Genomic DNA, 13,348 nt, shown 5'->3' with positions numbered 1-13,348 from the left:
GGGTGGGCCCGCCCGGCGGCTCTCATCACTCTTCCGGTGGCCGGAATTTCCGGATGCACCGTTTTCGTACGGCCATCGCGGTGGACAATAGGGGCATGAGCCAGCAGGGGGAGAGGCACCCGGGGATCTCCGGCCAGGAGGACGACTGGTGGGGTCAGCTGTACGACGACTCCGCACCCGACACGGGGCCGGCCGATGTGGCCGACACCCTCGACGACAGATTCGCCTCGGCGGTCTCCGCGGCGGCGGGCGACAGCGTGGCCGATCCCGCCCCCGGGGGCGCCGGCCCGGAAGGAACGCTTCCGCGCCCCGGCCCCTTGCCGGTTCCGGAGGCTCCGGCTCCGGCCCCGCCTCCGCCCACACCCGCCGCCCGCATCCGCCCCGATGTCGCCCCCTGGGAGCCCACCGCGCCCGCGGGGCCCGTCACCTTCCCGGCGGGGCCACCCAAGCCGTCCGGTGATCCGAGCCGCACCACCGCCGTCCCCGTGCCGCGCTCGCCCGAGGAGTCCGCGGCCCCGGTCCCGCGACCGGCCCCGGAACCGCGGGCACCCGCCCCGGTGGAACCGGTGGAACCGGGGAAATCGGCGGAATCGGTGGACCCGGAGCCGTCCGCGGCGTCCGCACCCGTGCCCACCGTGTCGTACGTGGGCGACGGCCCGCCCACCTACGACGCCGAGCCCACCGTCCTGCCCGCCGCCGACCCCGACGACCTGGGCGATCTGGTCGCCGACACCGTGCTCGACGGTGCTCGCTACGGAGCCTTCACCTTGCGGGCCGTCTCCGTGCGCGGTGACTCCGCGCGGTATCGGGGCGAGCCGCGGCGGGATTCCATGCTCACCGCCCGCTTCGGAACCGGCGAGAGCGCCCTCGTCCTCGTCGCCATGGCCACCGGCGCGCGGGCCACGCCGGGGGCCCATCGTGCCGCCGCCGAAGCCTGTGCCTGGATCGGGCGGGCCGTCGGCCGCAGCCATCAGCGGCTCTCCGAGGACATCAGGGCCGCCCGGCGCGGAGACCTCAAGAGCGGCCTCCACCGGCTCACCGACCGCAGCCTCGGCAAGCTCCGCGCGCACGCCGCCGACCTCGGCATCGAGCCCGAGGAGTATGCCGCCTCCCTGCGGTGCCTTCTCCTGCCCGCCGACCCCGAGTGCCGTACGCGCGTCTTCTTCGGCGTCGGCGGTGGCGGGCTCTTCCGGCTCAGGGACGGGGCCTGGCACGACCTGGAGCCCAGCGTCAGCGATGCCGCCGGTGACGCGGGACCGCCCGTCGTCGGGTTCGGGTCCGTGCCGCCGGAGACCCTCGACGGCGACCGGCTCACCATGGACATGGGGATCATCACGCCGCCCAGTCCGTACGAGCCCGCCCCCGGACTCGCGCCCCGCGAGCCTTTCCGCTTCCGTGCGTCCGTAGCCCGCCCGGGTGACGCCCTGCTGCTCTGTAGCGGCGGCCTCGCGGAGCCCCTGCGCGGCGAGCCCGACCTCACCGGCCATCTCACGCAGCGGTGGTCCAAGAGCGGCCCGCCGGGGCTCGCGACCTTCCTGGCGGACGTCCAGGTCAGGGTCAAGGGATACGCCGACGACCGGACGGCCGCCGCTGTTTGGGAGGCGTGAGCGCCCGCACTGTGAATTCATGGACCCCAAGAGAATCAAGGGGACTGAAGGGTTCGTGAAGCCATGGCCAAGCAGAACGTCGCCGAGCAGTTCGTCGACATCCTCGTCCGCGCCGGGGTCCGCCGGATGTACGGAGTCGTGGGCGACAGCCTCAACCCGGTCGTGGACTCGATCAGGCGCACCAAGGGCATCGAGTGGGTGCAGGTCAGGCACGAGGAGACGGCCGCGTTCGCGGCGGGCGCCGAGGCTCAGGTCACCGGCAGCCTCGCCGTCTGCGCCGGTTCCTGCGGCCCCGGCAATCTGCATCTGATCAACGGCCTCTACGACGCACACCGCTCCATGGCCCCCGTCCTCGCGCTCGCGTCGCACATCCCGTCGAGCGAGATCGGCCTCGGCTACTTCCAGGAGACCCACCCCGAGCAGCTCTTCCGCGAGTGCAGTCACTACAGCGAGATGATCTCCAACCCGAAGCAGATGCCGCGGCTGCTCCAGACCGCCATCCAGCACGCGATCGGGCAGTCAGGGGTCAGCGTCGTCACCCTGCCCGGAGACATCGCCGACAAGGCCGCCCCTGACAAGTCCCCCGAGAGCGCCCTCGTCACCTCGCGCCCCTCCGTACGCCCCGGCGACACGGAGATCGACAAGCTCGCCGCGATGATCGACGAGGCCGACCGGGTCACCCTCTTCTGCGGCAGCGGCACGGCGGGCGCGCACGCCGAGGTGATGGAGTTCGCCGAGAAGATCAAGTCTCCGGTGGGCCACGCCCTGCGCGGCAAGGAGTGGATTCAGTACGACAACCCGTACGACGTCGGGATGAGCGGGCTGCTCGGCTACGGCGCCGCGTACGAGGCGACCCACGAGTGCGATCTCCTCATCCTCCTCGGCACGGACTTCCCGTACAACGCGTTCCTGCCCGACGACGTCAAGATCGCCCAGGTCGACGTGCGCCCCGAACGCCTCGGCCGCCGCTCGAAGCTGGACCTCGCCGTCTGGGGCGACGTACGCGAGACCCTGCGCTGTCTCACTCCGCGCGTCACGCCCAAGGCCAACCGCAAGTTCCTCGACAAGATGCTGAAGAAGCACGCGGACGCGCTGGAAGGCGTCATCAAGGCCTACACCCGCAAGGTCGAGAAGCACGTCCCGATCCACCCCGAGTACGTCGCGTCCGTGGTCGACGAACTCGCCTCCGACGATGCGGTGTTCACCGTCGACACGGGCATGTGCAACGTCTGGGCGGCCCGCTATCTCACCCCGAACGGCAAGCGCCGCATCATCGGCTCCTTCAGCCACGGCTCGATGGCCAACGCCCTGCCGCAGGCGATCGGCGCCCAGTTCACCGACCGTAAGCGGCAGGTCGTGTCGATGTCGGGCGACGGCGGATTCTCCATGCTGATGGGCGACTTCCTCACCCTCGTCCAGTACGACCTGCCCGTGAAGGTCGTCCTCTTCAACAACTCCTCCCTGGGCATGGTCGAGTTGGAGATGCTGGTGGCCGGGCTCCCCTCGTTCGGTACGGCCAACCACAACCCCGACTTCGCCGCCGTGGCCCGCGCCTGCGGTGCTTACGGCGTGCGGGTCGAGAAGCCCAAGCAGCTCGCGGGCGCCCTGAAGGACGCCTTCGCGCACAAGGGCCCCGCCCTCGTCGACATCGTCACGGACCCGAACGCCCTCTCCATCCCGCCCAAGATCAGCTCCGAGATGGTGACCGGCTTCGCGCTCTCCGCAAGCAAGATCGTCCTGGACGGCGGGGTCGGCCGCATGGTCCAAATGGCACGCTCCAACCTGCGGAACGTGCCACGCCCCTGACGGCGAATCAGTGAATCAGTGGATCAGGCCGGCCGCAGTCGTAGCGTCAGGATCTGGAACGGACGCAGCGCGAGCACGAGTCCCGCGCTGTCCGTGTGGGCCGGTTCGAGCGGACGCTCCAGGAGGTCGGTCACCTCGGCCGTGCTCACCGCGAACGACGTGGTGAGCACGGCAGCCGCGCGCCCGCCCCGCGACTCGTAGAGCCGCACGACGACATCGCCGCTCCCGTCGTCGGCGAGCTTCACCGACTCCACGGTCACCGCCGGATTGTCGACGCTCACCAGGGACGGCAGTACGGGCGCATCGGCCACCCGCAGCGGCAGGTTGAGGGCGAGGCCCTCCGCGACCGCGTCACCTGTCGTCGCGCCGGGCAGCAGCGCGTAAGTGAACCGGTGCACGCCCTGATCCGTCTCCGGGTCCGGGCTGTGCGGGGCACGCAGGAGCGTGAGCCGCACGGTGGTGCCGAGCCCTTCGCCGTGCGGCGCGCGCGTCACATCGTGGCCGTACGTCGAGTCGTTGAGCACCGCCACGCCGTACGACTCCTCGGCGACCCGCAGCCAGCGGTGCGCGCAGATCTCGTAACGGGCCGCGTCCCACCCGGTGTTGGCGTGCGTGGTCCGGTGCACATGCCCGAACTGGATCTCGGCAGCCGACCGTTCGGCGTGCACGTCAAGAGGGAAGGCGGCCTTGAGTACCTTCTCCGACTCCCGCCAGTCGACGTCCGTGACGACATCGATCCGGCGGCTGCCCGCCGCGAGCCGGATCTCCTGGGTGATGCGGGATTCCCCGAAGACCCGCACCACGCGCACGGCGACCCGCAGCGGCCCGTCCTCGACCAGCTCGACGGACTCGGCGTCCGTGAGGTCGGTGTGCGTATTGCGGTAGTGCTTGTCCAGGTCCCAGGCGTCGTAGTGCGTGGGGTGGTCGGGATGCAGTTGGAGGAGGTTGCCGCGCGAACCGGGGGAGAGGACCTCGCGGTGCGCGTCGATGTCGTGCACGGAGGTCAGAAGACCGTCCGAGTCGATGGCGACCCGCAGGTGTTCGTTCACCAACTGGATCTCACCGTCGGCAAGGAGCGCCGTCGCCCCGGTGTCCCGGGTGTATCCGGCGGCCTCCGTCAGGCTCTGTGTCCCCAGAGCCGGCACATTGACGTGCACCTGGGCGCCCTCGCCGGTCGTGACGACCTCGCTGCGCGCGTACGGCGACGCGTTGAGCGCGGCGGGCTCGTGCGTTTCGGCCCCTTCCGCGCTTTCCGCGCCGAGGGAACGTACGGCGTCGGAGGTGATCTCGTCGAGCTCGGCCAGCACGCGTGCGTAGGTGTCGCGGGCCTCCCGGTGGACCCACGCGATCGACGAGCCGGGCAGGATGTCGTGGAACTGGTGCAGCAGCACCGTCTTCCACAGGCGGTCGATGGCGTCGTAGGGATAGGCGTACGCGGGGTCGCGCAGTGCGGCCGCCGTGCACCACAACTCGGCTTCGCGCAGGGCGTGTTCGGTGCGGCGGTTGCCGCGCTTGGTGGCCGCCTGCGTCGTGTACGTCGCGCGGTGCAGCTCCAGATAGAGCTCGCCCGACCAGACCGGCGCCCCCGCTCCGTACTCCTCCTCGGCGGCGGCGAAGAACGCCGAGGGCTTCTCGATCTCGACGCGCGGCGACCCCTCGAGGGAGCGCAACCGCCGTGCCCTCTCCAGCATTTCGCGGGTGGGGCCACCGCCGCCGTCGCCCCATCCGAACGGCACCAGGGAGCGGGAGGCGCGGCCCTTCTCGGCGAAGTTCTTCTCGGCGTGGGCGAGTTCGGCGCCGTGGAACTGGGAGTTGTACGTATCCACCGGCGGGAAGTGCGTGAACACGCGGGTGCCGTCGATGCCCTCCCACCAGAAGGTGTGGTGCGGCATCTTGTTGGTCTGGTTCCAGCTCAGCTTCTGCGTGAGGAACCAGCGGACGCCGGCGAGCTTCGCCAACTGCGGGAAAGCGGCGGTGTATCCGAAGGAGTCCGGCAGCCAGATCTCCTCCGTCTGAACCCCCAACTCCTCGCGGAAGAACCGCATTCCGTGTGTGATCTGCCGGGCCAGCGCCTCACCGCCCGGCATATTGGCATCCGACTCGACCCACATGGAGCCGACCGGAGCCCAATTTCCGTCTGCCACCGCCTTCTTGATGCGCTCCCAGATGTGCGGTTGGTGCTCCTTCACCCAGGCGTACTGCTGGGCCTGCGAACAGGCGAAGACCAGCTCGGGGTAGTCCTTGGCGAGAGCCGTCACATTGGCAAAGGTGCGGGACGCCTTGCGCACCGTCTCGCGCAGCGGCCACAGCCAGGCCGAGTCGATGTGCGCGTGCCCGGCCGCCGACACGCGGTGCGCGCTGGCATGGGCGGGGCTCGCGAGGACGTCCGTCAGCTCCGTGCGGGCCGCTGCCGCCGTGCCCGACACATCGTGCAGATCGAGCGCGTCGAGCGCGCGCTCCAGGGCGCGCAGAATCTCGTGGCGACGTGGACGGGCGGCGTCCAGTTCGTACATCAGCTCGGAAAGGACCTCGATGTCCAGGGTCAACTGCCATACGTCCTCGTCCAGTACGGCGAGATCGGCAGACGCGAATCGGTAGATCGGGCGATGGCCCGCGGTCAGTACGTCGCCGAGCGGTGTCGGCTCGAAGTCGTGCAGGACGGCCGGATTGGCCGCGGCCTCCAGGAGGAGATGCACCGGCTCGCCGCCTTGCGCGCAGGCCGCCACGGGGATGTGCCGGTTGCGGGGGTGAATACCCTTGAGGGGTACGCCCTTCGCGTCGTACACCAGACCCTCCGCCTGGAAGCCGGGTCCTTCACCGGTGAAGCCGGGGTCGACGACCACCTCGACATGGCGCCCGCGCCAGGCGTCCGGCACCTGCCCCCGCAGCCGGAACCAACTCGTTGACCAGGGCTTTCCCCACTCGGTGCCGGTCTCGAAGGGTGCGTACGACGCGTCGATGGCCTCGGCGACGGGGACCGGTTCGCCCGGCGCGTGCCAGACGGAGAGGCTGAGCGGCACCCGGTCCGCGTACTGGGCGGGGCGGATGAACTGCCGCAGGGCGCGCTCCAGGCGTCCCTCCACCAGCAGTCGGTCGTCGTGCACGGCGGCTCCTCGGAAAGATCGAACGGGCTTCTGCGGGGCGGACCGGCTCCGTCAGTTCAATCCGTCGGGATCAAGCAGGAACGGTCCACCGCTTCACTTCCCCGACTGGCCGTGCCGCACCCGCGCCAATGGTTGATGAATGGACATGAGTGCCGCCAACCGGGTGGGGAATGCATTCCGTGAGCACGTTCGAGCAGGGAGGAATGAACTCGTTTGTGGGCGGGGGTCATGACAAGGCAGGTAAGAGGGGACGGTCCCATCCATCGTGGGACTTCTTCGTCGAAGACAAGAGACGAGCCGATCGACGGCGTACCGGTGGAGCTCCATCGAGCTCAACTCCGGCGCAGATTGGGGCGATCAGACCTGCGAGCGGTCTCCGAGGTCCGGAGCGCGCTGCGCGAACTGCTCCGGTCCTGGGGGAGGCCCGGAAGATCCGAGATAGCCGAGCTGCTGACCAGCGAACTGGTCACCAACGCACTGGTGCACACGGACCGTGACGCCTTTCTGACGGCGACCGTGGGGCCGAGGGTGCTGCGGGTCGAGGTCAGGGATTTCGTGGGGCGTCGCCCCAAGCTGCGCGTACCGAACGCCGACGACGGTACGCACGGCAGGGGCCTGCTGCTCGTGCAGTCCCTCGCCGACGCCTGGGGCGTTCGGGCGCACGGGGTGGGGAAGGTGGTGTGGTTCGAGCTGGACGGCGGCCCGGCGTGATCCGGCCCGCCGCCCAACTCCCGTCCTGCGCTGCTGACATCAGCCGAACTGCTGCTCCAGATCCTTGAGCTTCTGCTCGAGGGAGTCGAGCCGCGGCAGCGTCTGGGTGTCGTCCTCGGCGGTGAGGTCGACGGTGACGGGTTCAGTGCCGCCCTTGACGGCCTGGAGGGAGGGACGGGCGCGCAGTGGCAGCTGGTCCTGCGCTGCTATGGCAGGGTCCGCGCCGACCTGCGCGGACCCTGTGGGCGGTGCGACGGCGGGCAGGTCGACCTGGCGCCCTCCGCCGCGCCCGGGGGAGCCGCGGTGACCGCGGCTGATCGCCTTGAGCTGCGCACGCTCCAGCTTCTCCCTGCCCCGCCTGCTGATCCGGGTGCGCTCCTTCTCGCGCCGGTCCTCGCGGACCTCCTCGACAGCCTCATCCAGGGTGCGTACGCCTTCGAGGAGCATCAGCGACCAGGCGCCGAAGGTCTCACGGGGTGCGCGGAGCCACCGCACGATCCGGATCTGCGGCAACGGCCTCGGCACCAGGCCCTGTTCGCGCAGCGCCGCCCGGCGTGTCTGCTTCAGCGCGCGGTCGAAGAGCACCGCGGCCGAGAGCGACATCCCGGCGAAGAACTGCGGGGCGCCCGCGTGGGCGATCCCCCTGGGCGCGTGCACCCAGTTGAACCAGGCGGCGGCACCGGCGAACGTCCACACCAGGAGCCGTGAACCGAGCGCCGCGTCGCCGTGGCTCGCCTCGCGCACCGCGAGTACGGAGCAGAACATCGCCGCCCCGTCGAGCCCGAACGGGACCAGGTACTCCCAGCCGCCGGTGAGATTGAGGTTCTCCCGGCCGAAGCCGACCAGGCCGTGGAAGGAGAGCGCGGCGGCGACCGCCGCACAGCAGAACAGCAGGGCGTACGAGGCCGTTCCGTAGATGGCTTCCTTGCGCCTGCGGCGATCCTCGCTGCGTTCCCAGGTGTCGTCGCTGGAATCAGCGGCGGCAGCCTTCTGCCCGGCGCGCTTGCCGCGTGCGAGTACCGCCAACGCCACCAGCATGCCCAGGAGCAGGACGCCGCCCGGAAGCAGCCAGTCCAGCGATATATCGGTCAGTCTCATCTGGGGTCCCTTGCGTCGCGGTAGGGCGTTCGGGCGCCATAGTGGCCCACTCCCGGTCGCCCTCAGAGGGGTTTCGGGGCAAGAGAACGCCAAGGGGGGTGCAAGGGGGTGCGGCGTGCGCCGTTTTACTCGAACTCAGGGGGCGAGGGCGGGAGTTGAGTTCGATTAAACGCGCACGAAAGAGTGGTTCAAGGGGGAGGGGTTGGGGTTTCGGTCCGCGGTGCAGCAGGGGTCGGGCTCCCGGGGCGGGGTCCGGTCAGGCCGCGGCGGCGGAGCTGAGCCGCGCGACGCGGTCCGCGTCACAGGTGCGCGGACAGGTCACGCAGGTGTCCTCGGGGCGCAGCGTGTAGAACATGCAGCAGCTCGCGCGGTCGCGGGTCGGCAGGGCCTCGCCGTCAGGGCCCCTCAGCTCACGGAACCCCGCCGTCCCGACGTACGGCTTGGTGGCGCCGGGAAGCAGCCGCTCGAGCTCGGCCGTGGCGCGCTGCTCCTCGCCGAGGAGGTGGGCGATGTACCAGAGTCCCTCGACGATCTCGTCCGTGGCGACGCTCCACAGGGCGCGCGAGCGGCGCCGCATACGGGGCCCGAAGGCGTCCAGGAGCGGTCCCAGATGCTCGGCGACGGCGGCCCGCACCTCACCGCGCAGTGCTTCCTCGTCCGGCACGACGCGGGCACCCGGCAGTGCGGCCGCCGGATCGCCCGGCAGGCAGGCGAAGCCCTCGCTGCGGACGGCCATGCGGCCCAGGGTGCGCTGGAAGGTGACGTTCTGTACGGGGTAGCGCGGGACGCGGCGGTGCAGGAACCACGGCACGGTGATGAGGAGCGTCGCGGGCCACGCGTAGCGGTGCAGGGCGAAACTGGCGATGACGTCGGGGCGTCCCGGCTGCCCGTAGTCCTTCCGTACCTGCGCCTCGTCCCAGGCCAGAAAGCCGTCGAGGCAGGCCCCGCCCTCCGTGAGCCGGGACGCGGTGACCCAGCCGCCGCCCTGCGGGGCCCGGTCCTCGTCGCCGAGCTCGGTGACGCGCAGTCCGGGGAACACTTCGGTGAGGCGGGCGTAGGCATCCGCGAGGGGGCTCGGGGTGTGCTGAGCCGCGGTGAGGGCGGACACGACGGGCATATGGGGACCACCGAATCGCGATCGATTGCAGGTAAGCCTAACCTTACCCAACTTGATCGAGGTTTCAACTGCGGGCCTGTCCGCCTATGGTGCCTCTCGTACCTTTCGGACCGAGCGGACTTTGGGGTGGACCTCGTGGAGCAGGCCAGAGCGCATGACGCGTACCGCCTCGCTGTCCGTGTGCCGGAGCAGGCACAGGCCGCGGCGCGGGGTGAGCACACGCACGGCGAAGCGGTGGTTCCGGTGGCGCCGGCGGTGCCCCCGTCTCGCAAAGTGGTGCAGCGGAACTCTGTCCGCGGCCAGATATTGAACGCGCTGCGGGCCGCGCTCGTCGGCGGTGACCTCGCGCCGGGCGAGGTGTACTCCGCGCCCGTGCTCGGCGAGCGCTTCGGCGTCTCGGCGACTCCCGTACGCGAGGCGATGCAGCAACTGGCGACCGAGGGCGCGGTCGAGGTCGTACCGAACCGAGGCTTCCGGGTCACCGAGCGGAGCGCGCACGAGCTCGCGGAGCTCGCGGAGGTGCGGGCACTGATAGAGGTGCCGGTGATGCTGCGCCTCGCCCGCACGGTCCCCGCGGCGCGGTGGTGCGAGCTGCGGCCGCTCGCGGAGGCGAGTGCGGTGGCGGCGGCGGGCGGGGACCTGGCCCGGTACGCGGACGCGGACCGGGCCTTTCACGGGGCGGTGCTTTCCCTTTCGGGGAACCGGCAGTTGGTGCAGGTGGCGGATGATTTGCATCGGCGGTCGCAGTGGCCCCTGGTGAGCGGCCCCGTCCACGCCCGGCGCGCAGATCTTGTCGCTGACGCGGCGGAGCACATGGCTTTGCTGGAGGCGTTGGTGGTGCGGGACTTGGGGGTCGTCCAGTCCTTGGTGCGGGAGCACTTCGCGGGGGCGGGGGGCTGAGGTTCGGGCGGTCCTACGGGGCTTTCCCCAACCCCGCCCCTTCCCGAAACCAGAGGGCTCGGCCCCCTGGACCCCCGACAAGACGTCCTCAAACGCCGGACGGGCTGAAACCACTCAGCCCGTCGTGGGGGTCCCCCCTGCTCTTTAAGAGCTTGGGGGAGTTTGAGGACGAACTCGGCGGAGCCGGTGATGACGGCAACCAAGGCCGGAGGCCTACGCCGCAGGCGCCGGCGGCGACAGATGCTGTGCCAGCCACGACGGCACCCCGCCCATCAACCGGAACAGCCGAGCCGCCTCGGCCCGAAGGCGCCCCGCCTCAGGCTCCGGCTCCGCATCGGCCAACGCGGCAAGCGCCGGAGCCGTACCCACCAAGTACCCCAGCTCCTCCCGAATCCGCAGCGACTCGGCGAAGCCGTGCCTCGCCTCCGCCAACTCCCCTTCCCGCAGGGCGAGTCCGGCCAGGTGGCGCCAGGTGAAAGAGAGCAGCAGGGAATCCGCGTGCACCGTCGCCCCCGCATGTGCCCGCCGGTAGGCGGCCCGCGCCGCCTGGGGGGAATCCGCGATGTGCTCGGCGATGAGGCCCCGGCGGAAGTCGAGGAGAGGGCGACCGGAGGCGTTGGGGGCGAGGAGTGCCGCCGCCCGCCCCAGCGCCGTACGCGCCTCGTCGGCCCTGTCCCGCACGGAAAGCACCGTCGACGCGTAGGCGAGCTGACCCCGCTCGCACGCCGCCGCCCCGCGGTCGTCGTCCGCCACGGCGAGCGCCTCCGCCGTCCGTAGTCCGTCCTCCGCCTCGGCCCAGCCCTCGCCCGTGAAGAGGCAGCGCTCGACCAGGAGCGAGGTTCTCTGGAGGGCGGGCCCCGGCCCCTCTCGCGAGGCGAGGAGCGCGGCCGCGTCGGTCCAACAGCCGCGCGAGCGCAGCCGCCATACCGCGGTCTGGAGTGGATCGTCCCCTGCAGTCGTTCCGGAACCAGACATGGCGGTATGCGCCACGTTGCCCTCCCCGAGCACGCCATTGAGCTGTTGAGTCGTGGGCGCATCTCAGCATGGATCAGCACACCGGGCCAAGGGGGTGGGTGAAAGAATTCACAAAGGGTGGGCAATGGATGACGCCCGGCGACCGGTCCCCGCGTCAGCTCATCCGCAGTGCCAGGAAGAAATCCAGCTTGTCCTCGAGGCGGGAAAGGTCACGACCCGTCAACTGCTCGATACGGCCCACTCGGTAGCGCAACGTGTTGACGTGCAGGTGAAGCCGCGCCGCGCACCGCGTCCACGAACCGTCGCAGTCGAGGAACGCCTCGAGGGTCGGAATGAGCTCCGCCCGGTGGCGCCGGTCGTAGTCCCGCAGCGGGTCCAGCAGGCGGGCCGTGAACGCCTTGCGCACGTCGTCCGGGACGAAGGGCAGCAGCAGGACGTGCGAGGCGAGCTCCTGGTGCCCCGCGGCGCAGACCCGGCCCGGACGCGCCGCCGCGACCCGGCGTGCGTGCCGTGCCTCCTCCAGGGCGCCGCGCAGGCCCTCCGCCGAGTGGACGGAGGCGCTGACGCCGAGGGTGAGGCGGCCGTCGCCGTCCAGGCCCGCTGAAAGAGGGTCGCGGACGGACTCGAGGAGCGAATCGGCGAGGAGGCCCGTCTCCGAGCCGTCGTGCTCCGATGACACCGCGGGCAGCGGCACGAGCGCGATCGCCTCGTCACCCGTATGGGCTACCGCGATCCGGTCGGACGGCTCGGGTCCCGCCGACAGCGGGTCCACGAGGATCTCCTCCAGGAGGGACTGGGCCACCGGGCCACCCTCGATCTCGCCGCCGTCCCACTCGACGCGAGCCACCACGACCTGCCAGTGCGGTGCCGCCCCGAGGCCGGGAAGCAGCACCGGGGCGGCGACCCGCAGGCGTGCCGCGATCTCCGCCGGGGCCGCGCCCGTCTGGACCAGTTCCAGGACCTCCTGGGCCAGCCTGCGCCGCACCGTGCGGGCGGCGTCGCGCCGGTCACGCTCCACCGCGATCAGCTGGGTCACGCCCTGCAACAGGTCGAGCCGCTCCTCGGGCCAGTCGCCCGCGTCGGCCTCGACCGCCAGGAGCCAGTCGGAGAGGACCGTCTCCCGGACGTCACGCAGCGGGCCCGCGGCGGCGGAGGCAGCGGCGGAACCCGAAGCCGTGCCGCGCCCGCTGCTCCGAATGGGGAACAAGGAGTACGTCGTGCCCTCCACCTGGACCCGGTGGGGCCCCCGCCGCCCCGTGCGGGCCGCCGCCAGATGCTCGGCCGCCAGCCGCGCGCACACCGCCCTGGAGAGGGCGGGGCCCGCCGCGCTCGACCCGGCGATGGCCCGGCCCGCGGGGGACAGGACCCAGGCCCGCAGGTCCAGGTCGGTGCCGAGGAGGTCGAGGACGACGTCGGGGCCGCCGCCGGTGGGGCCCGACGTCATCAGGCGGCGGTGCCGGTCGACCACGGCGGCCAGGTCACCGGCTCGCTCGCCGGAGACCTGACGTACGACGTGCTCGGTGATCGTCGCGAAGGCGACCGACTCGTTGACGGCGAAGAGCGGCAGGCGGTGCCGCGCGCAGGCTTCGACGATGTCGGCGGGGACGTCGCCGAGCTCGGCCTCGCCCGCGGCGAGCGCGGCCACTCCGGCGCTCGCCAGGATCCGTACGAAGGGTTCCGCGTCCGAGGCGTCGTGGCGCCAGGCGAGACCGGTCAGGACCAGCTCGCCGCCCGTCAGATAGCGGCTGGGGTCGCGCAGGTCCGTGGTCATCACACCGCGCACGGTGCGGTCGAGCTCTTCGTCGCCGCCGAGCAGCCGCAGGCCCAGCGCGTCGGTGTCAAGGAGTGCGCGCAGCCGCATGGTCGTCGCCGCCGATCTTGTCTCGAATGGGATGTACAGGGAGTGCAGATCTGTCGACCCTCTGTGGGCTCGGGCCCTTGTGTCCTGGGGTCCCTCCGGTTTCCGGGGGGAAGCCGCGAGGTTACTGGGGCCCGTTCTTCATACGAATCTACAAGACTCGCGCCTTGGC

At 71.2% G+C, this 13,348-nt stretch carries 9 protein-coding genes; 4 read left to right on the top strand and 5 right to left on the bottom strand.

Features of this window, described 5'->3' with window-relative positions:
- The first annotated feature begins 95 nt into the window (after positions 1-95).
- Both ACGFSB_RS07090 and ACGFSB_RS07085 read left to right on the top strand, forming a co-directional pair.
- Positions 96-1,607 (top strand): protein phosphatase 2C domain-containing protein, encoded by a 1,512-nt coding sequence (locus tag ACGFSB_RS07090; RefSeq protein ID WP_393395272.1) that lies wholly within the window; start codon positions 96-98, stop codon positions 1,605-1,607.
- Between the two features lie 63 nt (positions 1,608-1,670).
- On the top strand, positions 1,671-3,413 hold the full coding sequence (locus tag ACGFSB_RS07085; RefSeq protein WP_393395269.1) for a pyruvate dehydrogenase: 1,743 nt from the start codon (positions 1,671-1,673) through the stop codon (positions 3,411-3,413).
- Between the two features lie 23 nt (positions 3,414-3,436).
- Here ACGFSB_RS07085 and ACGFSB_RS07080 read toward each other — a convergent pair whose 3' ends face one another.
- Positions 3,437-6,517 (bottom strand): alpha-mannosidase, encoded by a 3,081-nt coding sequence (locus ACGFSB_RS07080; protein ID WP_393395266.1) that lies wholly within the window; start codon positions 6,515-6,517, stop codon positions 3,437-3,439.
- A 228-nt stretch (positions 6,518-6,745) separates the two neighbouring features.
- On the opposite strand from ACGFSB_RS07080, the gene ACGFSB_RS07075 reads away from it, so the two are divergent.
- Positions 6,746-7,228 (top strand): ATP-binding protein, encoded by a 483-nt coding sequence (locus ACGFSB_RS07075; RefSeq protein ID WP_393395263.1) that lies wholly within the window; start codon positions 6,746-6,748, stop codon positions 7,226-7,228.
- Between the two features lie 39 nt (positions 7,229-7,267).
- On the opposite strand, the gene ACGFSB_RS07070 is transcribed toward ACGFSB_RS07075, so the two are convergent.
- Together ACGFSB_RS07070 and ACGFSB_RS07065 are read right to left on the bottom strand one after the other, a co-directional pair.
- Positions 7,268-8,326 carry a DUF2637 domain-containing protein gene (locus tag ACGFSB_RS07070; protein WP_393395260.1) on the bottom strand — a complete coding sequence of 353 codons (1,059 nt, stop codon included), beginning with the start codon at positions 8,324-8,326 and terminating at the stop codon, positions 7,268-7,270.
- Between the two features lie 256 nt (positions 8,327-8,582).
- Complete coding sequence (locus ACGFSB_RS07065) at positions 8,583-9,443, bottom strand: (2Fe-2S)-binding protein (RefSeq protein WP_393395257.1); 861 nt, start codon at positions 9,441-9,443, stop codon at positions 8,583-8,585.
- A gap of 135 nt (positions 9,444-9,578) precedes the next feature.
- Here ACGFSB_RS07065 and ACGFSB_RS07060 point away from each other — a divergent pair, with 135 nt between their 5' ends.
- On the top strand, positions 9,579-10,343 hold the full coding sequence (locus tag ACGFSB_RS07060; RefSeq protein WP_393395254.1) for a GntR family transcriptional regulator: 765 nt from the start codon (positions 9,579-9,581) through the stop codon (positions 10,341-10,343).
- 213 nt (positions 10,344-10,556) lie between these two features.
- Here the strand turns inward: ACGFSB_RS07060 and ACGFSB_RS07055 are convergent, their stop codons facing one another.
- Positions 10,557-11,333 (bottom strand): hypothetical protein, encoded by a 777-nt coding sequence (locus tag ACGFSB_RS07055; protein WP_393395251.1) that lies wholly within the window; start codon positions 11,331-11,333, stop codon positions 10,557-10,559.
- A gap of 139 nt (positions 11,334-11,472) precedes the next feature.
- Entirely contained in the window at positions 11,473-13,179 is a 1,707-nt protein-coding gene (locus ACGFSB_RS07050; protein WP_393395249.1) for a PucR family transcriptional regulator, read from the bottom strand.
- Positions 13,180-13,348: the final 169 nt, after the last annotated feature.

It is taken from the genome of Streptomyces sp. NPDC048441 (assembly GCF_043200235.1).
GTDB lineage: Bacteria > Actinomycetota > Actinomycetes > Streptomycetales > Streptomycetaceae > Streptomyces.
The sequence above is the reverse complement of the archived record's forward strand: the minus strand, read 5'-3'. Positions and strand labels throughout refer to the sequence as shown.

Excerpts from the sequence above, each read along its gene's own strand:
- ACGFSB_RS07085 (WP_393395269.1), top strand. The coding sequence starts at position 1,671 with ATGGCCAAGCAGAACGTCGCCGAGCAGTTCGTCGACATCCTCGTCCGC.
- ACGFSB_RS07050 (WP_393395249.1), bottom strand. The coding sequence starts at position 13,179 with ATGCGGCTGCGCGCACTCCTTGACACCGACGCGCTGGGCCTGCGGCTG.
- ACGFSB_RS07090 (WP_393395272.1), top strand. The coding sequence starts at position 96 with ATGAGCCAGCAGGGGGAGAGGCACCCGGGGATCTCCGGCCAGGAGGAC.
- ACGFSB_RS07075 (WP_393395263.1), top strand. The coding sequence starts at position 6,746 with ATGACAAGGCAGGTAAGAGGGGACGGTCCCATCCATCGTGGGACTTCT.
- ACGFSB_RS07070 (WP_393395260.1), bottom strand. The coding sequence starts at position 8,326 with ATGAGACTGACCGATATATCGCTGGACTGGCTGCTTCCGGGCGGCGTC.
- ACGFSB_RS07065 (WP_393395257.1), bottom strand. The coding sequence starts at position 9,443 with ATGCCCGTCGTGTCCGCCCTCACCGCGGCTCAGCACACCCCGAGCCCC.